Source organism: Bradyrhizobium semiaridum (assembly GCF_020329505.1).
Lineage (GTDB): Bacteria > Pseudomonadota > Alphaproteobacteria > Rhizobiales > Xanthobacteraceae > Bradyrhizobium > Bradyrhizobium semiaridum.
Genome location: NZ_JAGKJJ010000004.1, coordinates 269,670 through 289,082 on the forward strand (window position 1 = coordinate 269,670; position 19,413 = coordinate 289,082).

Sequence of the window (19,413 nt, forward strand, 5' to 3'; positions counted from 1 at the left end):
ACCCATTGAAGATAGGCGATATTGCTGTCGCCAACCGGGTTCTCCTCGCGCCGATGTCCGGCATCACCGACGCGCCCTTCCGGCGACTCGCGGCCAAACTCGGCGCGGGTCTGGTGGTCTCGGAGATGACCGCCAGCGACGATCTGGTGAACGGCAAGCCGATGTCGAAGCTGCGCTGCGAGGCGGCCGGGATCGGGCCGCATGTGGTGCAGCTTGCCGGCTGCAAGGCGCACTGGATGGCGGAGGGCGCTCGGATCGCCGAGGGGGCGGGTGCCGACGTCATCGATATCAACATGGGCTGCCCGGCGCGCCACGTGACCGGCGGCCAGTCCGGCTCGGCCCTGATGCGCGATCTCGATCACGCGCTCAGCTTGATCGAGGCGACGATGGCGGCGGTCAAGGTGCCGGTGACGCTGAAGATGCGGCTCGGCTGGGACGACCGCTCGCTCAACGCGCCGGAGCTGGCGCGCCGCGCCGAGGGCGCCGGGGTGCAGATGATCACCGTGCACGGCCGCACCCGCTGCCAGTTCTACAAGGGGGAGGCGGACTGGAGTGCCGTGCGCCCGGTCAAGGACGCCGTCACGGTGCCGGTCGTCGTCAATGGCGACATCACGTCATTCGACAAGGCGGTCACCGCGCTCGAGCAGTCGGGCGCCGATGCCGTGATGATCGGCCGCGGCGCGCAGGGCCAGCCCTGGCTGCCGGGCCAGCTTGGCCGCCGGCTCGAGACCGGTGTCGCCGAGGCCGCGCCGCCGCTCGCCGAACAGCTCAATTATATCCGCGCACTCTATGACGGGATCTGCAGCCATTACGGCCTGCGGATCGGGCTGAAGCATGCGCGCAAGCATCTCGGCTGGGCGCTGGAGGCGGCTGCCGCCTACAGCTGCGCGCCGGCCGCGATGCTGAAGACCTGGCGGCAGGCGATCCTGACCGCGGACGAGCCGTCCAGCGTGCATCGCGCGCTCGAAGCGGCCTACGACGATTTTGCCTGGAGTGCTGCCGCATGACGTCAGCCATGGAACAGCGCCGCCCCGTGCCGACCGATGGCGAGGCGATTCTCAATGCCTTGCCGAACCCGGTGTTGTTGATCGCGCCGGACGGGCGGATCGTCGACGCCAATATCGCAGCCGAATCCTTCTTCGAGATTTCGACGCAATTCCTGCGCCGGCAATCCTTGAAGGAGCTGGTGCCGTTCGGCAGCCCGCTGCTGGCGCTGATCGAGCAGGTCCGGGCCTCAGGCTCGCCGGTCAACGAATACAAGGTCGATCTCGGCACGCCCAGGATCGGCGGCGACCGCCAGGTCGACCTCCACGTCGCGCCGCTGACCGAGCGGCCGGGCCACATCGTGGTGATGCTGCAGGAGCGCACCATCGCCGACAAGATGGACCGCCAGCTCACGCATCGCAGTGCCGCGCGCTCGGTGATCGCGCTGGCCGCGATGCTGGCGCATGAGATCAAGAATCCGCTGTCGGGCATCCGCGGCGCCGCGCAGCTCTTGGAGCAGCAGGCGTCCTCGGAGGACCGGCTGCTGACCCGGCTGATCTGCGACGAGGCGGACCGCATCGTGACGCTGGTCGACCGCATGGAGGTGTTCGGCGACGAGCGGCCGGTGGCGCGCGGTCCCGTCAACATCCATTCCGTGCTCGACCATGTGAAACGGCTGGCGCAGTCCGGCTTTGCCCGCAACGTCCGCTTCACCGAGGATTACGATCCGTCGCTGCCGCCGGTGCTGGCCAATCAGGACCAGTTGATCCAGGTGTTCCTCAATCTGGTGAAGAACGCGGCCGAGGCGGTCGCCGATCTCGGCACCGATGCGGAGATCCAGCTCACCACGGCGTTCCGACCGGGGGTGCGGCTGTCGGTGCCGGGCAAGAAATCGCGCGTCTCGCTGCCGCTGGAGTTCTGCGTCAAGGACAACGGCTCGGGCGTGCCGGAAGATTTGCTGCCGAACCTGTTCGATCCGTTCGTCACCACCAAGCAGACCGGCAGCGGGCTCGGCCTTGCGCTGGTCGCCAAGATCGTCGGCGATCACGGCGGCATCATCGAATGCGAGTCGCAGCCGCGCAAGACCACATTCCGCGTGCTGATGCCTGTCTACAGCGCCGCCAAGCAACACGACCAAAGCAACCGCGATGGCGTTCCGGGTACGCCGTCGCCTGCCTCTCAGGATGCACGATGAGGATAAACGATGCCTGCAGGTAGCATACTTGTCGCCGACGACGACACCGCCATCCGGACCGTCCTGAACCAGGCGCTGTCGCGCGCCGGCTACGAGGTGCGCCTCACCGGCAATGCCGCCACGCTGTGGCGCTGGGTCAGCCAGGGCGAGGGCGACCTCGTCATCACCGACGTGGTGATGCCCGACGAGAACGCGTTCGACCTGCTGCCGCGGATCAAGAAGATGCGGCCGAACCTGCCGGTCATCGTGATGAGCGCGCAGAACACCTTCATGACCGCGATCCGCGCCTCCGAGCGCGGCGCCTATGAATATCTGCCGAAGCCGTTCGACCTGAAGGAGCTGATCACCATCGTCGGCCGCGCGCTGGCCGAGCCGAAGGAGCGGGTGTCGAGCGCCGACGATGACGGCGAGTTCGACTCGATCCCGCTGGTCGGCCGCTCGCCGGCGATGCAGGAAATCTACCGCGTGCTGGCGCGGCTGATGCAGACCGACCTCACCGTGATGATCTCGGGCGAGTCGGGCACCGGCAAGGAACTGGTGGCCCGCGCGCTGCACGATTACGGACGGCGCCGCAACGGCCCGTTCGTTGCGGTCAACATGGCGGCGATCCCGCGCGACCTCATCGAGTCGGAGCTGTTCGGCCATGAGCGCGGCGCGTTCACCGGCGCCAACACCCGCGCCTCCGGCCGTTTCGAGCAGGCCGAGGGCGGCACGCTGTTCCTCGACGAGATCGGCGACATGCCGATGGAGGCGCAGACCCGTCTGTTGCGGGTGCTACAGCAGGGCGAATACACCACCGTCGGCGGCCGCACTCCGATCAAGACCGACGTGCGCATCGTCGCCGCCTCCAACAAGGATCTGCGCATCCTGATCCAGCAGGGGCTGTTCCGTGAAGACCTGTTCTTCCGCCTCAACGTGGTGCCGCTGCGGCTGCCGCCGCTGCGCGAGCGCATCGAGGATTTGCCTGACCTGATCAGGCACTTCTTTTCGCTTGCCGAGAAGGACGGGCTGCCGCCGAAGAAGCTCGACGCCCAGGCGCTGGAGCGGCTCAAGCAGCACCGCTGGCCGGGCAACGTCCGCGAGCTGGAAAACCTCGCCCGCCGCCTGGCCGCGCTCTATCCGCAGGACGTCATCACGTCCTCGGTCATCGACGGCGAGCTGGCGCCGCCGGCCGTCACCTCCGGGAGCACTGCCAGCGTCGGCGTCGACAATCTCGGCGGCGCCGTCGAGGCCTATCTGTCCTCGCACTTCTCCGGCTTCCCGAACGGCGTGCCGCCGCCGGGGCTCTATCACCGCATCCTCAAGGAGATCGAGATTCCGCTGCTGACCGCGGCGCTGGCGGCCACCCGCGGTAACCAGATCCGCGCCGCCGACCTGCTCGGGCTGAACCGCAACACGCTGCGCAAGAAGATCCGCGACCTCGATATCCAGGTGTACCGGAGCGGGGGCTAGCTCTTCTCGGTCCATCCGGCGCGCCTGGATGAAAGGCGTCCCGATGGCTCCAGAATCGCCGCTGATGTCCCGGGAATGACAAGTCTTGGGGACACGGCGCCACATCGGATCCTGGCGCCGCGGAAATGTCGCAATTCGGCAACATTGTGATATGATTGCATCAGTTCGCAATTCCCGCGGGCGAAAGCATTCACCTCAATTGCCGGTATGACCAGCGCAGAGACCACGGCCGCAACGTTAGACACGTCACCTGCCGAATCCGACGGCTTCGCCCTGCGAAAGTGGCTCGCGCCATTCGCGGCGGCCATCGCGTTGCTGTCGGCCTTCCTGACCTTCGTCGTGCTGAGCGGCCTGACGCCGATCGCGCCGACCAGGCACGTCGTCTACTCCTTCCTGTTGATCAACGCGGCCACCATCCTGCTGCTGGTCGGGATCATCGCCCGCGAGGTCTGGAAGGTGATCCAGGCCCGGCGCCGCGGGCGGGCCGCCGCGAGACTCCACGTCCAGATCGTCAGTCTGTTCTCGATCATCGCCGTGCTGCCCGCCGTGCTGGTCGCCGTCGTGGCCAATGTGACGCTGGACCGCGGCCTCGACCGGCTGTTCTCGGGGCCGACTCGCGAGGCGATCCAGAATTCGCTCAGCGTCGCTCGGGCCTATACCTATGAGCACGCCCAATTGATCAATGGCGACATTCTCGCCATGGCGAACGACCTCTCCAATGCGCGGCCGCTGTACGACCAGGACCGCCGCTCGTTCAAGGAATACCTCACCGCCAGCGCCGCGGCGCGCGACCTGCCGGGGGCGATGCTGCTCAACAAGGACAGCGTGGTGGTCGAGACCGCCGACACCGGCATCACGCAATCCTTCGCGACGCCGCCGAAGGAACTGCTTGACGATGTCGGCGAGCAGAAGCCGGAGATCTCGGTCTTCCCGGAGGAGAACTATGTCGCCGCCGTGGTCCGGCTGCGCGGCTTCGACAATGTCTTCCTCTATGTCGCGCGCCTGCTCGATCCGCGCGTCATCAGCCAGTTGAAGCAGACCCAGGCGTCGGTTGCCGAATACGCCCAGACCGAGTCGCGCCGGCTCGGTATCCAGGTGACGTTCGCGCTGATGTTCGCGGTGATCGCGCTGACCATCCTGATGGCCTCGGTGCTGATCGGACTTAATTTCGCCAACTGGCTGGTGGAGCCGATCCGCAACATCATGAGTGCGGCGAACAAGGTCTCGACCGGCGATCTGCATGTGCAGGTGCCGGAGGTGCAGTCGGAGGGCGATCTCGCCCAGCTCGGGCACACCTTCAACAAGATGACGCAGGAACTGCGCACCCAGCGCAACGAGCTCGTCAACGCCAGCGAGCTGATCGACAGCCGCCGCCGCTTCATCGAAGCGGTATTGTCCTCGGCGAGCGCCGGCATCATCGGCGTCGACGCCTCCGGCAGCATCGGCATCCTCAACCGCTCGGCCGAAAAGCTGATCGGGCACGCCGAGTCCGAGACGCTCGATCATCCGCTGTCCGACGTGCTGCCCGAGCTCGACGAGATGATGAAGACGGCGCGGGAAGGCACCCAGCGCCTGGTGCAAGGCCAGATCACCATCAACCGCGACGGCCACGAGCGCAATCTGTCGGTGCGGATCTCGGCCGAGCAGACCAGCCAGTCGCGCGACAGCTACATCATCACGCTCGACGACATCACCGAACTGGTATCCGCGCAGCGCACCTCGGCGTGGGGCGACGTCGCCCGCCGCATCGCCCATGAGATCAAGAATCCGCTGACCCCGATCCAGCTCTCGGCCGAGCGCATCAAGCGGCGGTTCGGCAAGACCATCACCGAGGAAAAGGACAAGTCGATCTTCGAGCAGTGCACCGACACCATCGTGCGCCAGGTCGACGACATCAGGCGGATGGTCGACGAGTTCGCGCGCTTTGCGCGGATGCCGAAGCCGGTGATGGAGGGCGAGGACGTCGCCGACGTGGTGAAGCAGGCGGTGTTCCTGATGAAGGTCGCGCATCCCGATCTCGACATCGAGGCCGACATCAAACAGGACCCGCTGCCCGCGCAGTTCGACCGCCGGCTGATCTCGCAGGCGCTGACCAACATCATCAAGAACGCCACCGAGGCGATCGAGCAGGTGCCGCCGGAAGAGCTCGGCAAGGGCCGCATCGACGTCGTTGCCCAGCGCGAGAACGACGACATTCTGATCGACGTCGTCGACAACGGCATCGGCCTGCCCAAGGTCGCCCGCGCGCGGCTGCTCGAGCCCTATGTCACGACCCGCGCCAAGGGCACCGGGCTTGGGCTCGCGATCGTCGGCCGGGTGCTCGAGGACCATGGCGGCCGCATCGAGCTGAAGGATGCATCGGATTTCCGCGAGGGCCAGCGCGGCGCCTGGATGCGGCTGCGCTTCGCCGTCTCGGGCCAGGCCGCGAAGCCAGACGGCCAGGCCGCAAGACTCGAGAACCCGGAGCAGCCGCCTGCCGCCAGGCCGGAAACGGCGGGTCAGGACACCGAAAAAAATCCGCCGGGGGAGCCGACCGGCGCCCCCACTGACACGACCAACAATGAACCAAAAATCAAAGCCGCGACGGGCAATTGACAAGGCAGGTGTAACCCCATGGCTAGCGACATTCTGATTGTCGATGACGAGGCTGACATTCGTGATCTCGTTGCGGGCATCCTGGACGACGAGGGCTTTTCCACCCGCACCGCGCGCGACAGCGACTCGGCGCTCGCCGAGATCGCCAATCGCCGCCCGCATCTGGTGTTCCTCGACATCTGGCTGCAGGGCTCCAAGCTCGATGGCCTGCAGCTGCTCGAGCAGATCAAGAAGGACAATGCAGATCTGCCGGTTGTGATGATTTCAGGCCACGGCAACATCGAAACGGCCGTCGCCGCAATCAAGCGCGGCGCCTACGACTTCATCGAGAAGCCGTTCAAGTCGGACCGGCTGATCCTGGTGGCGACGCGGGCGCTGGAGACGTCGCGGCTGAAGCGCGAGGTGAAGGAGCTGAAGCAGCTGGCGCCGGCCGCCAGCGTGCTCACCGGCCGCTCGGCCTGCATGAACCAGCTGCGTCAGACCATCGACCGCGCCGCCAAGGCCAACAGCCGCATCCTGATCGTCGGGCCCGCCGGCTCCGGCAAGGAGCTCGCGGCGCGCACGCTGCACATCGCCTCGGCGCGCGCCGAGGGACCGTTCGTGGTGATCAATGCCGCCGCGATCACGCCGGAGCGCATGGAGCTCGAACTGTTCGGCGTTGAAGGCAGCAACGGCGAGCAGCCGCGCAAGCCCGGCGCGCTCGAGGAGGCGCATGGCGGCACGCTGTTCATCGACGAGATCGCCGACATGCCGCGCGAGACCCAGAACAAGATCCTGCGCGTCCTGGTCGACCAGACCTTCCAGCGCCAGGGCGGCACCACCAAGGTGCATGTCGATGTCCGCATCATCTCGTCCACCGCGCGCAATCTGGAGGAGGAAATCGCCGCCGGCCGCTTCCGCGAGGACCTCTACCACCGCCTCTCGGTGGTGCCGATTCGGGTGCCGCCGCTGTCGGAGCGGCGCGAGGACATCCCCGAGCTGATCGACTATTTCATGGACCAGATCTCGGCCGCGACCGGCCTGCCGAAGCGCCAGATCGGGCAGGACGCGATGGCCGTGCTGCAATCGCATGTCTGGCCCGGCAACGTCCGCCAGCTCCGCAACAATGTCGAGCGTGTCATGATCCTTGCCGGCGGCGGCCCGGAGGCGATCATCACCGCGGACATGCTGCCGCAGGACGTCGGCTCGATGGTGCCGGCGATGCCGACCTCGAGCAATGGCGAGCACATCATGGGCCTGCCGCTGCGCGAGGCGCGCGAAGTGTTCGAGCGCGATTATCTGATCGCCCAGATCAGCCGCTTCTCCGGCAATATCTCGCGTACTGCGGAGTTCGTGGGCATGGAGCGCTCGGCGCTGCATCGCAAGCTGAAGGCGCTGGGGGTCGGCTGAGCCTCAGGGCCGGCCGGCCCAAGGCTGCAGCAAGGCGGCGGGAATCCGCGGCCTTGGGACCGACTGCACGTCGGCGTGCACAACTCGTGGCGTCAATTTCGAGGAGGAGGGGTGGTCCGGCGCAGATGGCCGGACACTCCGGGGGTTATCCACGTGGGATGAGAATAATCATCTCTTTCCCGCGACTTTCTTAGAATTGCCACCGTGTTCCTACCGACTGTCACGCGAACCGGCTTGCCTATTACGCGCGCGTGGCCTCTAATCCTACCGCTACACCTGCCGGAGGGGGATCTCAGGACAGGCGGGCAGCCGGAGGAGGGCTCCGTGAGAGGGTCACGACCGGTTCAATAAAAAGAAGCACAAGCTTGCGGGACAAAAACAATGGCGGCAGACCGCGCACAAAATCTACAAGACACCTTCCTTAATCACGTTCGTAAAACCAAAACACCACTGACGATATTTCTGGTCAACGGAGTGAAACTACAGGGCATTGTCACCTGGTTCGACAATTTCTGTCTGCTGCTCCGGCGCGATGGTCACTCGCAGCTCGTCTACAAGCATGCGATCTCGACCATCATGCCTGGCGCTCCGATCCAGCTGTTCGAAGGCGGTGAGGACGCACCTGCTTGAGAGTGAACTGATTGGAACCCTTCAACCGTGAAGGGGGCGCCGACCGTCCGCGGTCGGCAAGGGACAGCAGCACCGGGCGGGTGATTGTCATCGGCCCCTATCTGCGCACGCGCCGCGGCGATGGCGATGCGCAAACGGAATCCTCTGTCCGCGATTATGAGGCGCGGATCGAGGAGGCCGCCGGTCTTGCACGCGCGATCGATCTCACCGTGGTGGAGACCGTGGTCGCGCCGGTCAGCCAAATTCGTCCCGCGACCTATCTTGGCAAGGGCAAGGTCGAGGAGATTACGGGTCTCGTCGCCGGCAACCATGTCGAACTGGTCGTGATGGATTGCGCGCTGTCGCCGATCCAGCAGCGCAATCTCGAGAAGGCCTGGAGCACCAAGGTGCTCGACCGCACCGGACTCATCCTGGAAATCTTCGGCCGCCGCGCCAAGACCAAGGAGGGCGCGCTACAGGTCGAGCTCGCCCATCTCAACTACCAGCGCAGCCGCCTGGTGCGGTCCTGGACCCATCTCGAGCGCCAGCGCGGCGGCTTCGGTTTCATGGGCGGCCCAGGCGAAACCCAGATCGAGGCCGACCGCCGCCTGATCGGCGATCGCATCACGCGGCTGGAGAACGAGCTGAAAAAGGTGCAGGCGACACGGCGGCTGCATCGCGCCGGCCGCCAGCGCGTGCCGTACCGCATGGTGGCGCTGGTCGGCTATACCAATGCCGGCAAGTCGACGCTGTTCAACCGCCTGACCCGCGCCGATGTGCAGGCCGCCGACATGCTGTTTGCGACGCTCGATCCGACCCTGCGCGCGCTCAACCTGCCGCATGGCGGCAAGGCGATGCTGTCCGACACCGTCGGCTTCATCTCCAATCTGCCGACCCAGCTCGTCGCCGCCTTCCGCGCCACCCTGGAGGAGGTGCTGGAGGCCGACATCATCCTGCATGTCCGCGACATCTCGCATGAGGACGCCGAGGCGCAGGAGCGCGACGTCGATGCGGTGCTGCGCCAGCTCGGGATCGACCCCGACGCCGACGGCGGCCAGCGCATCATCGAGGTCTGGAACAAGATCGACCGCTTCGATGCCGAGGAGCGGGACAATCTGCGCAACATCGCCGCGCGGCGGCCGCCCGAGCGGCCGTGCTTCCTGGTGTCGGCCGTGTCGGGCGAGGGGATCGACCAGCTGCTCGGCGCGATCGAGGACCGGCTCGCCACCAAACGCACCACGCTCAACCTTTCAATCGACGCCGCCGACGGCGCCGGGATCAGCTGGCTGCATCGCAATGCCGAGGTGCTCAACAAGGAGCTGCATGGCGAGCGCTTCGACATGACGGTCCGCGTCGACGAGACCAAGCGCGACATCGTGATGAGCCGGTTCGACGCGGTCCCCGGCGGCGCGTCGCAATCCACCGAAATATGACGGGGCCGTGACGTCGCCTGGCGCCGGCGCGCCTGCGGCGTGCGGTCGCACTTTCTGTTTGAAATCTCGGCCGCCTTGGTTCATTGCGCTGCTGGACGCAAAGCCGAGGCCGACCGATGCAGGACACCAGCGAAACCATCACCAACGACAGGCTCGCCGGCCAGAACGGCGATCTCGACCACGAGCGGGCGCCGGAAATCGTCGAGGCCCTCAACGCGCGAGAGCCTGCGGATGCTGCAAAACTCCTGCAATCGCTGCCGGCGGAGCGGGCGATCGAGGTGCTCGACCTGCCCGGGCTCGACAACACCTGCGAGATCCTGGCCGAGTTGCCGACGGACACCGCGGTCGCGCTGCTGTCAGGCGTCTCCGACGACCGCGCCGCCGACATCTTCAAGGAGCTGGTCGAGCCGCTGCGCACCACGCTGCTGAACGGGCTCAATCCGGAGACCCGGGCTGTCATTTCGGGCCTGCTCGCCTATCCCGAGCGCAGCGCCGGCTCGATCATGACCACCGAGTTCGTCAGCGTGCCCTCGACCTGGACCATTGCCGAGGTGCTGCACCACATCCGGATGGTCGAGCGCACCCGTGAGACCGTCTACTCGATCTTCGTGACCGACCCGGTGAAGAAGACCCTGATCCAGGCGGTGCCGCTGCGCCGGCTGATCTCGGGCGATCCGCACGCCAACGTCCTGACCGCCGCACCGGCGCGAAAACCGCTGATGATCGCGCCGGAGGCCGATCGCATGGAGGCGGCGCGGCTGATCTCGCGCTACGATCTTTTGGCAGTCGCGGTGGTCGACGGACCCGGCCACATCCTCGGCATCGTCACGGTCGACGACGTCATCGATGCCATCGTCGAGGAATCGACCGAGGACGCCCAGAAGTTCGGCGGCATGGAAGCGATCGACGAGCCCTATCTGCGGATCGGTTTCGGCGAGATGATCAAGAAGCGCGCCGGCTGGCTGTGCGCGCTGTTCCTGTCGGAGATGCTGACCGCCACCGCGATGCAGTCGTATCAGAGCGAACTCGAGAAGGCGATCGTGCTGACGCTGTTCATTCCGCTGATCATGGGCTCGGGCGGCAATTCCGGCTCGCAGGCGACCTCGCTCCTGATCCGCTCGCTGGCGCTGCACGAGGTGCGGCTGCGCGACTGGTGGCGGGTGGCGATGCGCGAGCTGCCGACCGGTATCGTGCTCGGCGCCATCCTGGGGCTGATCGGCATTGTCAGAATCACGCTCTGGCAGACCCTCGGCCTGTTCGACTACGGCCCGCATTGGGTGCTGGTGGCCGCGACCGTCGGCGCCGCGCTGGTCGGCATCGTCACCTTCGGTTCGGTGTGCGGATCGATGCTGCCCTTCATCCTCAAGCGCATCGGTTTCGACCCGGCCAGTGCGTCGGCGCCATTCGTTGCGACGCTGGTCGACGTCACCGGCCTCGTGATCTATTTCGGCGTGGCGGCAGTGATCCTGCGCGGGACGCTGCTATAGGCAAGCCACACCGATTTCCGCCGGCCGTCCTGACAAGCGGAACCGAAACCGGTCCAACCTGTTTGGTTCGACGAGCCAGGAGGAGGTCGGAATGCGGATCGTGCTGATGACGACGATATGCTGGGCGTTGTCGAGTGGATTTGCGATAGCCCAGGCCGATCCCAACAAGGACGCGAACACGGCAACTGGACGCTCGGCACCGGAAGAAAAGGGTCAATTGCAGCCGCAGGGTTGGACTGGGCCGCTGGAAACAAAATCAGGCGGAGCGCCACCGGAAAGCCCCCAAGGCCAGAGCCCGCCGGGAATGCAGGCAGCGCCGGACGGATCAACAAAAACGGTGGTTGAGCCGCGGAAGTAAGTCCCGCGCCTCGCTTGGTGCAATCTCATATAACTACCGGCCCTGATTGTTGGGCCGATGGCAGTTTCGCATGCGCGTGGACAGGCTGTGAACTCTATCGATGGATCACGCGGTATGGGTCCCTGCTTTCGCAGGGACGACAGTTTTTGCTTCGTTCCACAGCGCGTCCATTTCTTCGAGCGACGCATCCTCCAGCGTCCGTCCCTTCGCCGCCAGCGCCGTCTCGATATAGGCAAAGCGCCGCTCGAACTTGGCGTTGGTCGCGCGCAGCGCCGTTTCGGGATCGGCGTCGATGTGGCGGGCGAGGTTGACCAGCGCGAACATGAGATCGCCGGTCTCCGCCGCGATCTCCTGCTTGTCGTTGCGGTCGAGCGCGGCCTCGATCTCGTTAGCTTCCTCGCGGATTTTGGCTAGCACCGCGCGCGGATCGTTCCAGTCGAAGCCGACGGCCGAGGCCTTGCGTTGCAATTGCATCGCGCGGGTCAGCGCGGGCAGGCCGGCCTTCACACCGGCCAGCAGCGATGTGTGCGCGGCGTCCTGCGGCCGTCGCCGCGCGGCGCGCTCGGCCTTCTCCTCGGCCTTGATGCGCTCCCAGGCGCTCTTGACGCCGGCGGGCTGGATGTTGCCATCCTTGTCGGCGAAGACATGCGGATGGCGGCGGATCATCTTCCGCGTGATCGCCTCGACCACGTCGCCAAAGGCAAAGGCGTTCTGCTCCTCGGCCATGCGGGCGTGATAGACCACCTGTAACAAGAGATCGCCGAGCTCCTCGCGCAGATCGTCGAGATCGCCGCGCGTGATCGCGTCCGCCACCTCATAGGCCTCCTCGATCGTGTAGGGCACGATGGTCGAGAAATCCTGCTCGAGGTCCCAGGGGCAGCCGGTCACCGGCGTGCGCAGCGCAGCCATGATCTCGATCAGGCGGGAAATGTCGCGGGAAGGGGTCATGGGACACCGGGCTGTTGGGGTATGGTGTTATGCCAAATCGGACCGGCCGATCCCAGCCAAGGGCGCTGACATCGCCGTGATGTCCACCGATTGGCCGCAGCGCGCAAGGGTGGTAAAGCGCGTGCCATGACCGATCAGATCAAATCCGGCACCGCCCTGGTGCTGTTCTCCGGCGGCCAGGATTCCACCACCTGCCTTGCCTGGGCCTTGGAGCGCTTTGCCCGCGTCGAAATGCTCGGCTTTTCCTATGGCCAGCGCCACGGAATCGAGCTCGACTGCCGCGACCGCCTGCTGGCCGGGATCAGGCAGATCCGACCGGATTGGGCCGCCAAGCTCGGCGACAGCCATACGCTGGCGATCCCGACCCTGTCCGAAATCTCCGACACCGCGCTGACCCGTGACGTCGCCATCGAAATGGGCGCCGACGGGCTGCCGAACACGTTCGTGCCCGGCCGCAACCTCGTGTTCCTGACCTTCGCCGCGGCGCTGGCCTACCGGCGCGGCATCCGCCACATCATCGGCGGCATGTGCGAGACCGACTACTCCGGCTATCCGGACTGCCGCGACGAGACCATCAAGGCGCTGCAGTCGGCGCTCAATCTCGGCATGGCGAAGATCTTCGAGCTGCACACGCCGCTGATGTGGCTCGACAAGGCCGCGACCTGGCGGCTCGCGCATGCGCTCGGCGGAGCAGGGCTGGTCGACCTGATCCGCGAGCACTCGCACACCTGCTATCTCGGCGAACGCGGCGCGCAGCACGACTGGGGCTATGGCTGCGGCGAATGCCCGGCCTGCAGCCTGCGGGCAAAGGGCTGGCGCGAATACGTCGCACAGGGCGTCCGCGCCAGCCACTGACCTGGCGCTAGACGATGAAGTCCGTCGCATGCAGGTCCGCCGCGTGGACGCCCTGCAACGTGATCGTATCGCTACCCGTCAGATGGATCACGGCATTGCCGGAAGGGTCGTCGCTGATCAGGCTCTTCAGCGCAGTCCAGTCCGCAAAGCCGTAGTCGTGCACGTCGATCAGATCGTGCTCCACAGCGGTGCTGCCGACCGCCGTGTTGCCCTGATTGAAATCGTGGATCAGGTCCTGTCCCGAGCCCCTGTCGAACACGAAGATGTCGTTGTTCGGTCCGCCCCACATCTCGTCGTTGCCGCCTGCGCCGTTCAGGACATCCCTGCCGCCCGTGATCGAGCCCGGCGCGGCAGGATTGTAGTGCAGCGCGTCGCCCACGATGTAATCGGCATACGCGCCGCCCGCGACGATATCGTTGCCGCCATGCGCGCTGCCCGACATGGTGTAGGCGTCGCCGATCATCGTGAAGGATTCGTAGTTGAAATGGCCGCTGAGATCGACGACGGTGAGGGTGTCGTTGCCGCCGCTTGCATCGCCCGCGAGCTCACCCGCATCGCCGTACAGACCGCCGCCGCCGTTCTGGGCGTTGCTCCCGATCGTGAAGGTGAGGGTGTCGTTGCCGCCCCGCGCGTGATCGGTGATGCCGAAGGCATCGCCGTACAGGGCCGCCGAACCGTCCTGGTTGGCCTGGAAGGCGGCGAGCGTGTCGTTGCCGCCATGGGCGTCGCCGGTCATGGTGCCGCCGTCGCCGACCAGCGTGTTGGCCGACCTGCCGCCGAACACGCCGATGACGGTGTCGTTGCCGCCCTGCGTGTGGTCGGACATCGCGCACTCGGCGTCGCCAAAGAGCGAAAAGCCGTTGCGGAGCGAGTTCGTGCTGTCGCCGGTCACCGTGTCGTTGCCGCCCTTGGCATCGCCGGACATCGATTGCGCATCGCCGTCGACGACGACGGTGTTGAGCGAGGCCGCGATTTTCACCGTCAGCGTGTCGTTGCCGCCCCGGGAATGATCCAGCAGGGTCGTGGTGTCGCCGATCAGATTGACTGATGTCATGCCCTCGACGCTCACCGTGATGGTGTCGTTGCCGCCACGCGCATTGACCGGGAAGTCGGGATCGCCGAACAGGGTGTCGAAGGTGACGCTCGGGAGCGTCAGGGTGATGGTATCGTCGGGCAAACGGCGCATGGCGGCAACTCCCATTTCATTCGCGACGAGCAAGGCGAACACAAGAGAATATCGCGGGGCGAAACACGGTGGCCGCGCTTCGGCGATCAAAGCTACTTCGGGTTGATGACGGAGATTTGCCGAGAACTGGACTTGATTGCGGCCGCGCCGCGGCGTCGCCGACATCTATCTCCGTCATCCTGAGGTGCGAGCTCTTGCGAGCCTCGAAGGATGAATCGGCCCCGCCGGTGGCCGTCGATCCTTCGAGGCTCGCCGAAGAGGCTCGGGTTTGATAGCCTGCGCAGGGGCGACGCGGCGTGTGTGGGACTACTCGAAATCCGCCGGCGTCAGCTCGATCGGCTTGCCGTGCGGGGTGCGGTCGGCGGCGTGATCCCAGGCGTTGCGATATCGGCTCAGCGTCTCCGCCGTCGTCACGCCCTTGGCGGCGACCAGGTGCTCGAGCGTCGCGAGCCAGTGCAGATAATAGGTCTCGCCGGTATCGGGATCGCCGGCGGCCTGCGCGCGCTTGATCTGGTCGGCCAGCGCCGCGGCCCATTCGGGCCAGGTGAAGACGCCGCGATCATGCAGCGTCAGCGCCATCGCAAAGGCCTGCGCTTCCCAGGGCGCGCGGAACACCGGGCCGTCGTCGTCGCGCGGAATGCTGGAGACGGCGCTGGTGGCGCGGGCGGCGGCGGATGCATCCATCACGCCGGCTCCAGATACGGCTCGAACGCATCGATCGAGATCTTGATGGTCGGGTCGGAGTCCGGTCCCCACAGCTCGCGGCCGTCGAACACGACGGTGTACAGCCATTGCGGATTCTCGCCGGCATCGTTGGCGACCGTATCGGGAAACACATGACAGCCATGATCGCGCTCGATCACGCCGATATGGCCGCGCACATAGCGTGGCAGCCGCGTGTGGGTGGTCGGATGGATGTTCTTGGCGCGCACGCGATCGCCGGCCTTGAACTTCGCCGCAGCCGGCGCCGCGCGGCCGAACTTGCCGCGCACCATGATGCGCTCCACGTCGGCGATGGAGAACTTGCCGTGCTTCAGCGATTTCGCCGGCGCCACGGCATGACCGGCCGCGACGTCCTCCCTGGCAATGTAGCCCTTGGCGAGCAGCAAGTCTTCGAGCCCGAGCAGCCATTTCTTGTAGTACGAGCTCGACAGATAGACGTGCGGCGGCAGGCTTTCGCGATAGAACCGCGACGCGTCGATATTGAAGGCGCCGGCCGCGCCCATCGCGCGGACCATCGCCAGCACCCGCGATTCCCACTCCTCGTGGAACATAGGCTCGTTCGGCTCGGGCTCGACCTTGCCGAACCCGTCCATGCCGCCCATGTCGTGGACGCCGTTCATGACGGGGCTCCCGGCGTCTTCGGGAATCCGGTGCCGATCATGGAGTCGCGCGTCACGAGCTCGGCGAGCTGCTCCTCGCTCCAGCCCTCGGTGCCGGCGGGCCGCATCGGCAGCACCAGGAAGCGGGTCTCGGCGGTCGAGTCCCACACCCGGATCTCGGTTTCCTTCGGCAGGCTGACACCGAAATCCGCCAGCACGCCACGCGGATCCTTGACCGCGCGCGAGCGGTACGGCGCGGCCTTGTACCAGACCGGCGGCAGGCCGAGCATTTCCCAGGGGTAGCAGGAGCACAAGGTGCAGACGACCATGTTGTGCCGGTCAGGCGTGTTCTCGACGGCGACCAGGTGATCGCCGACCCGGCTGACATGGCCGAGCGTGCCGACCGCCTTGCTGGCATCGTCGAGCAGCGCCTGCCTGAAGGCCGGATCGCTCCAGGCCTTGGCGACGACGCGGGCGCCGTTGTGCGGACCGATCTTGGTCTCATAGGCCTGCACGATGGCGTCGAGCGCGGCCGGATCGAGATAACCCTTTTCGCTCAGGATCGATTCCAGCGCGCGGACGCGCAGCTCCATTTCCGACAGCTCGGAATGGTCGTGATCGTGGTGGCGATGATGATCGTGGTGATGTTCGCTCATGGGGGCAGGATAGGCGAACAGGGCGTGCTATGTCGAGGCAGGGAGTCCACAACAATGCGCGCGGGGAGGTATGCATGGCGGGCTATGTGACGATCGAGAAGGGCCTCGGACCGGAGGGGCGCATCGCGGTGGTGCGGTTCGACCGCGGCGACGGCATCAACGCGCTGTCGCCGGAGGCGCTGCGGCAGCTCACCGACGCGGCCCGCAGCTTCGAGGACGACGGCGGAACCTCCGTCGTCGTGCTGACCGGCGGCGCCAGATCGTTCAGCGCCGGCTTCGACCTCAAGGACGCCGAGGGCCGCTCGCGCGCGACCATGGACATGGGCACGCTGCGCCGGCACCTCAAGCTCGGGCCGCGGCTGACGCGGGCCTGGCAGGACATGGAGCAGGTCACGATAGGCGCGATCGAGGGCTTTTGCGTCGGCGGTGGCGTGGCGCTCGCGGTCGCACTGGATTTCCGCGTCATGGCGCGCGACGCCCACCTGCGGGTGCCCGAGATCGCGCTCGGCATGAACATGAGCTGGCAGAGCGTGCCGCGCATGCTGCATCTGATGGGGCCGGCCCGCACCAAGCAGGCCGTGATCCTGGCCGACGACCGGATTTCGGCCGAACAGGCCTATGAATGGCGGCTGGTCGAGCAGGTGAGCGACCCCGGAAAATCCTATGAGGACGCGATGGCCCTGGCGGCCAAGATCGCCGTGCAGCCACCGATCTCGGTCGCGATGACCAAGCTGACGGTGAACCGGCTGGCGCATGCGCTGGACGATCTGGCCAGCCACATGGATCTCGACCAGTTCGCGCTGGCGAGCCTGACCGACGACCACAAGGAGGGGGTCGCGGCGTTCCTCGAACGCCGCCAGCCGCGGTTCAGGGGGCGCTGAGGGGAAGGGGGCCCGTCGCAGCCGCGTTGTCGCATGGTTGCAGTTTACCAACCGTACAACCATGATCCCTGCCAAGAACCCGCAGGATTATCCGCAAGCCGCAGACGCGATCAAGCTCGCCCAGCTTGCCAAGGGGCGCAGCGCGACTGGCGGAACTGGTCAATGCGATCTGGCCATGAGGCCCTTCTTGGATAGACCATCGAAGAGCGCTCGATGCGCAGAAAAGAAATCAAAATAAATCGATTGTCGCGGGAGCGGCGAGGACTATTGTTCGATCGGACGATGGGGTGCCGTCCGGCGTCTTCCCCGCGGCAATCGCTCGCGATCGTCCCGGACCCTGCAACGCATCGGGTGCAACAGTGACATCGAAGCAAATCTCCACCGCTCTTGTACGGCGCATCGGCCGGACTTGTGCGCGGCGAGGCGAGCAGGGGTTCACGCTCGTCGAAATGCTTGTCGTCATCGCCATCATCGGCCTGATCATGGGATTGGTCGGCCCGCGCGTGCTCAGCTATCTCAGCGAGTCCAAGGTCAAGGCGGCCCGGATCCAGATGCAGAGCTTTGCCAGCGCGCTCGACCTGTTCAGTCTCGATACTGGCCGCTACCCGTCGACCGCGGAGGGGCTCGCCGCCCTCGTGCAGCGGACGTCGGGTGTCGCCAGCTGGAACGGTCCCTATCTCAAGGGCGGCGTGGTGCCGAACGATCCGTGGAGCCATCCCTATGTCTATCGCGCGCCCGGCGATCGCGGGCCCTACGACATTCTCTCCTATGGCTCGGACGGGCAGGAGGGAGGCAGTGGCACGGCGCAGGACATCTCGCTGGACAAGATGAGCGCCAGCAACCAGTGAGCCGCTGGAACCCGTTATCGTCCTTGCGAACGCATTCCGGATCGCCAATCGAGCCTGGAAAGCCACTGATCGGCGGGCGATGCGGCCGGCGCGCGATGTGCGTGCCGATCGGTCATGATGGTGCCCATGGCGCGCAGATCGTCGGGCGTCAGCCACGCGATCTCGTGGGCGTGGGTCGTCACCATCTGCGCGATGATCCGCGGCGGCACGCCGAAGGCGCTGGCGACGCGGGCCATGGCGATGGTGGCCTCCCTGGTCTGCGCTGTCTCATGACCGAATTTGTCCGACACGCCATGGACGCCGATCGCCGCCTCATAGCTCGCGAACTTCTCGTTCCCTGCGGCGAACACGATGAAGCACGCCGAGGCGCAGTGCGATCCGGCCGCGACGATGGTCGGCAGCTTGGCCCGGCGGATCAGGCCGGCGAGCTTGACGGCCTCGGCGAGACTGCCGCCCGGTGAATCGAGCCGCACCGCCGTGATCAGGCGGTCGGCGTCGTTGGCGGCCTTGATCAGCGCCTCGGCCGCCTCGGTGTCACCCTCGGCGACGTCGCCGCCGAGCGCGATGATGGTGACATCGTCCTTCATCGTGACGCTGCTCAGTTCCGCGGCGGTGGCGGCCGTGCTGACCACAGAGGCGGCCAGAACGCGCAGCACGGATGAGAGCATCGTCATCTGCGACCCGTTCTCGTCTTCACTTGCGCGCCACGGGCGCCGGCGTGTCCAGAACTGACGGGGAACGCCGCATGCTGTCGAGCCGTTCGCGGAACTCCTCGGCGACGACCTGGGCGTCGTGGGCGTTGCGCACCAGCTTGGTGGTGACGAACACGATGATCTCCGAGCGGGTCTTGCTGTCGCTCTTCTGGCTGAGCAGGTCGCCGAGATACTTGATCTGGTTGAGACCCGGCAGTCCGGCGACCGTACGCTCGTCGTCCTCCTTGATCAGGCCGCCGAGCAGCACGGTCTGGCCGCTACTGGTGCCGACGGTCGAGTGGATGCGCCGCTGCGAGATCGTCGGCGTCAGGTTCTGGGCGCTGGCGCCGCCCGGATTGACGACATTGGAGACCTCCTGCTCGATCTCGAGCTCGATCGATCCGTTCGGGTGGACATGCGGCAGCACCTTGAGGATGATGCCGGTGTTCTGCCGGCTGATGCTGCTCACCACGTTGAGGCCGGTGACGGTCGAGCCGGTCGAGATCGGCACCTGGTCGCCGAC

General features: G+C 66.2%; 19 protein-coding genes. 12 read left to right on the forward strand and 7 right to left on the reverse strand.

All coding sequences use genetic code 11. The features are described 5' to 3' along the window. The first annotated feature begins 5 nt into the window (after nt 1-5). The 9 genes from dusB to J6500_RS07530 all read left to right on the forward strand — a co-directional run bounded on the left by dusB (nt 6) and on the right by J6500_RS07530 (nt 11,502). Entirely contained in the window at nt 6-1,007 is a 1,002-nt protein-coding gene (gene dusB / locus J6500_RS07490; RefSeq protein WP_225712036.1) for a tRNA dihydrouridine synthase DusB, read from the forward strand. Further along, a complete protein-coding gene (locus tag J6500_RS07495) occupies nt 1,004-2,179 on the forward strand; it encodes a two-component system sensor histidine kinase NtrB (RefSeq protein WP_225712037.1) in 1,176 nt (391 codons plus the stop codon). Before dusB ends, J6500_RS07495 begins: the two co-directional genes overlap by 4 nt. Nucleotides 2,180-2,188: 9 nt before the next feature. Beyond that, a complete protein-coding gene (gene ntrC, locus J6500_RS07500) occupies nt 2,189-3,631 on the forward strand; it encodes a nitrogen regulation protein NR(I) (RefSeq protein ID WP_225712038.1) in 1,443 nt (480 codons plus the stop codon). 207 nt (nt 3,632-3,838) lie between these two features. Beyond that, nucleotides 3,839-6,226 carry a sensor histidine kinase NtrY-like gene (locus tag J6500_RS07505; RefSeq protein ID WP_225712039.1) on the forward strand — a complete coding sequence of 796 codons (2,388 nt, stop codon included), beginning with the start codon at nt 3,839-3,841 and terminating at the stop codon, nt 6,224-6,226. 18 nt (nt 6,227-6,244) lie between these two features. Further along, nucleotides 6,245-7,615 (forward strand): nitrogen assimilation response regulator NtrX, encoded by a 1,371-nt coding sequence (gene ntrX / locus J6500_RS07510; protein WP_225712040.1) that lies wholly within the window; start codon nt 6,245-6,247, stop codon nt 7,613-7,615. 381 nt (nt 7,616-7,996) lie between these two features. Beyond that, on the forward strand, nt 7,997-8,245 hold the full coding sequence (gene hfq / locus J6500_RS07515) for an RNA chaperone Hfq (protein WP_006020546.1): 249 nt from the start codon (nt 7,997-7,999) through the stop codon (nt 8,243-8,245). An 11-nt stretch (nt 8,246-8,256) separates the two neighbouring features. Beyond that, on the forward strand, nt 8,257-9,657 hold the full coding sequence (gene hflX / locus J6500_RS07520; RefSeq protein WP_225712041.1) for a GTPase HflX: 1,401 nt from the start codon (nt 8,257-8,259) through the stop codon (nt 9,655-9,657). A gap of 116 nt (nt 9,658-9,773) precedes the next feature. Beyond that, complete coding sequence (gene mgtE, locus J6500_RS07525) at nt 9,774-11,144, forward strand: magnesium transporter (RefSeq protein WP_225712042.1); 1,371 nt, start codon at nt 9,774-9,776, stop codon at nt 11,142-11,144. Between the two features lie 91 nt (nt 11,145-11,235). Then, on the forward strand, nt 11,236-11,502 hold the full coding sequence (locus J6500_RS07530; RefSeq protein ID WP_225712043.1) for a hypothetical protein: 267 nt from the start codon (nt 11,236-11,238) through the stop codon (nt 11,500-11,502). Nucleotides 11,503-11,607: 105 nt separating this feature from the next. Here J6500_RS07530 and mazG read toward each other — a convergent pair whose 3' ends face one another. After that, nucleotides 11,608-12,450 carry a nucleoside triphosphate pyrophosphohydrolase gene (mazG, locus tag J6500_RS07535; protein ID WP_225712044.1) on the reverse strand — a complete coding sequence of 281 codons (843 nt, stop codon included), beginning with the start codon at nt 12,448-12,450 and terminating at the stop codon, nt 11,608-11,610. A gap of 126 nt (nt 12,451-12,576) precedes the next feature. Here mazG and queC point away from each other — a divergent pair, with 126 nt between their 5' ends. Next, nucleotides 12,577-13,305 carry a 7-cyano-7-deazaguanine synthase QueC gene (gene queC, locus J6500_RS07540; RefSeq protein ID WP_225712045.1) on the forward strand — a complete coding sequence of 243 codons (729 nt, stop codon included), beginning with the start codon at nt 12,577-12,579 and terminating at the stop codon, nt 13,303-13,305. A gap of 7 nt (nt 13,306-13,312) precedes the next feature. Here queC and J6500_RS07545 read toward each other — a convergent pair whose 3' ends face one another. The 4 genes from J6500_RS07545 to nthA form a co-directional block, all read right to left on the reverse strand. Then, the gene (locus J6500_RS07545; RefSeq protein ID WP_225712046.1) at nt 13,313-14,491 is read right to left on the reverse strand and encodes a calcium-binding protein; all 1,179 of its coding nucleotides are present in this window, start codon (nt 14,489-14,491) and stop codon (nt 13,313-13,315) included. Nucleotides 14,492-14,797: 306 nt separating this feature from the next. Continuing rightward, complete coding sequence (locus tag J6500_RS07550) at nt 14,798-15,175, reverse strand: nitrile hydratase accessory protein (RefSeq protein WP_225712047.1); 378 nt, start codon at nt 15,173-15,175, stop codon at nt 14,798-14,800. After that, on the reverse strand, nt 15,175-15,834 hold the full coding sequence (gene nthB / locus J6500_RS07555; RefSeq protein ID WP_225712048.1) for a nitrile hydratase subunit beta: 660 nt from the start codon (nt 15,832-15,834) through the stop codon (nt 15,175-15,177). The genes J6500_RS07550 and nthB overlap by 1 nt, the downstream gene beginning before the upstream one ends. After that, nucleotides 15,831-16,469, reverse strand: a complete 639-nt coding sequence (gene nthA / locus J6500_RS07560) for a nitrile hydratase subunit alpha (protein ID WP_225712049.1) — start codon at nt 16,467-16,469, stop codon at nt 15,831-15,833. Before nthA ends, nthB begins: the two co-directional genes overlap by 4 nt. 74 nt (nt 16,470-16,543) lie before the next feature. On the opposite strand from nthA, the gene J6500_RS07565 reads away from it, so the two are divergent. Further along, nucleotides 16,544-17,350: an enoyl-CoA hydratase/isomerase family protein gene (locus J6500_RS07565; protein WP_225712050.1), complete on the forward strand. Its 807-nt coding sequence runs from the start codon at nt 16,544-16,546 to the stop codon at nt 17,348-17,350. Between the two features lie 374 nt (nt 17,351-17,724). After that, nucleotides 17,725-18,198 carry a type II secretion system major pseudopilin GspG gene (gene gspG, locus J6500_RS07570; RefSeq protein ID WP_225712064.1) on the forward strand — a complete coding sequence of 158 codons (474 nt, stop codon included), beginning with the start codon at nt 17,725-17,727 and terminating at the stop codon, nt 18,196-18,198. Between the two features lie 14 nt (nt 18,199-18,212). On the opposite strand, the gene J6500_RS07575 is transcribed toward gspG, so the two are convergent. Then, nucleotides 18,213-18,872, reverse strand: coding sequence for a COG3904 family protein (locus J6500_RS07575; RefSeq protein WP_225712051.1), 660 nt, complete (start codon nt 18,870-18,872; stop codon nt 18,213-18,215). Nucleotides 18,873-18,891: 19 nt separating this feature from the next. Continuing rightward, nucleotides 18,892-19,413: type II secretion system protein GspD (locus J6500_RS07580; protein ID WP_225712052.1), on the reverse strand; the 522-nt coding region annotated here is incomplete at its 5' end.

What these genes read in the sequence shown, in the direction of transcription:
- mazG (WP_225712044.1), bottom strand. Translation starts at nt 12,450, where the DNA reads ATGACCCCTTCCCGCGACATTTCCCGCCTGATCGAGATCATGGCTGCG.
- J6500_RS07550 (WP_225712047.1), bottom strand. Translation starts at nt 15,175, where the DNA reads ATGGATGCATCCGCCGCCGCCCGCGCCACCAGCGCCGTCTCCAGCATT.
- mgtE (WP_225712042.1), top strand. Translation starts at nt 9,774, where the DNA reads ATGCAGGACACCAGCGAAACCATCACCAACGACAGGCTCGCCGGCCAG.
- nthB (WP_225712048.1), bottom strand. Translation starts at nt 15,834, where the DNA reads ATGAACGGCGTCCACGACATGGGCGGCATGGACGGGTTCGGCAAGGTC.
- ntrC (WP_225712038.1), top strand. Translation starts at nt 2,189, where the DNA reads ATGCCTGCAGGTAGCATACTTGTCGCCGACGACGACACCGCCATCCGG.
- nthA (WP_225712049.1), bottom strand. Translation starts at nt 16,469, where the DNA reads ATGAGCGAACATCACCACGATCATCATCGCCACCACGATCACGACCAT.
- J6500_RS07530 (WP_225712043.1), top strand. Translation starts at nt 11,236, where the DNA reads ATGCGGATCGTGCTGATGACGACGATATGCTGGGCGTTGTCGAGTGGA.
- J6500_RS07575 (WP_225712051.1), bottom strand. Translation starts at nt 18,872, where the DNA reads ATGACGATGCTCTCATCCGTGCTGCGCGTTCTGGCCGCCTCTGTGGTC.
- J6500_RS07565 (WP_225712050.1), top strand. Translation starts at nt 16,544, where the DNA reads ATGGCGGGCTATGTGACGATCGAGAAGGGCCTCGGACCGGAGGGGCGC.
- J6500_RS07545 (WP_225712046.1), bottom strand. Translation starts at nt 14,491, where the DNA reads ATGCGCCGTTTGCCCGACGATACCATCACCCTGACGCTCCCGAGCGTC.
- J6500_RS07505 (WP_225712039.1), top strand. Translation starts at nt 3,839, where the DNA reads ATGACCAGCGCAGAGACCACGGCCGCAACGTTAGACACGTCACCTGCC.
- queC (WP_225712045.1), top strand. Translation starts at nt 12,577, where the DNA reads ATGACCGATCAGATCAAATCCGGCACCGCCCTGGTGCTGTTCTCCGGC.
- hfq (WP_006020546.1), top strand. Translation starts at nt 7,997, where the DNA reads ATGGCGGCAGACCGCGCACAAAATCTACAAGACACCTTCCTTAATCAC.
- ntrX (WP_225712040.1), top strand. Translation starts at nt 6,245, where the DNA reads ATGGCTAGCGACATTCTGATTGTCGATGACGAGGCTGACATTCGTGAT.
- J6500_RS07495 (WP_225712037.1), top strand. Translation starts at nt 1,004, where the DNA reads ATGACGTCAGCCATGGAACAGCGCCGCCCCGTGCCGACCGATGGCGAG.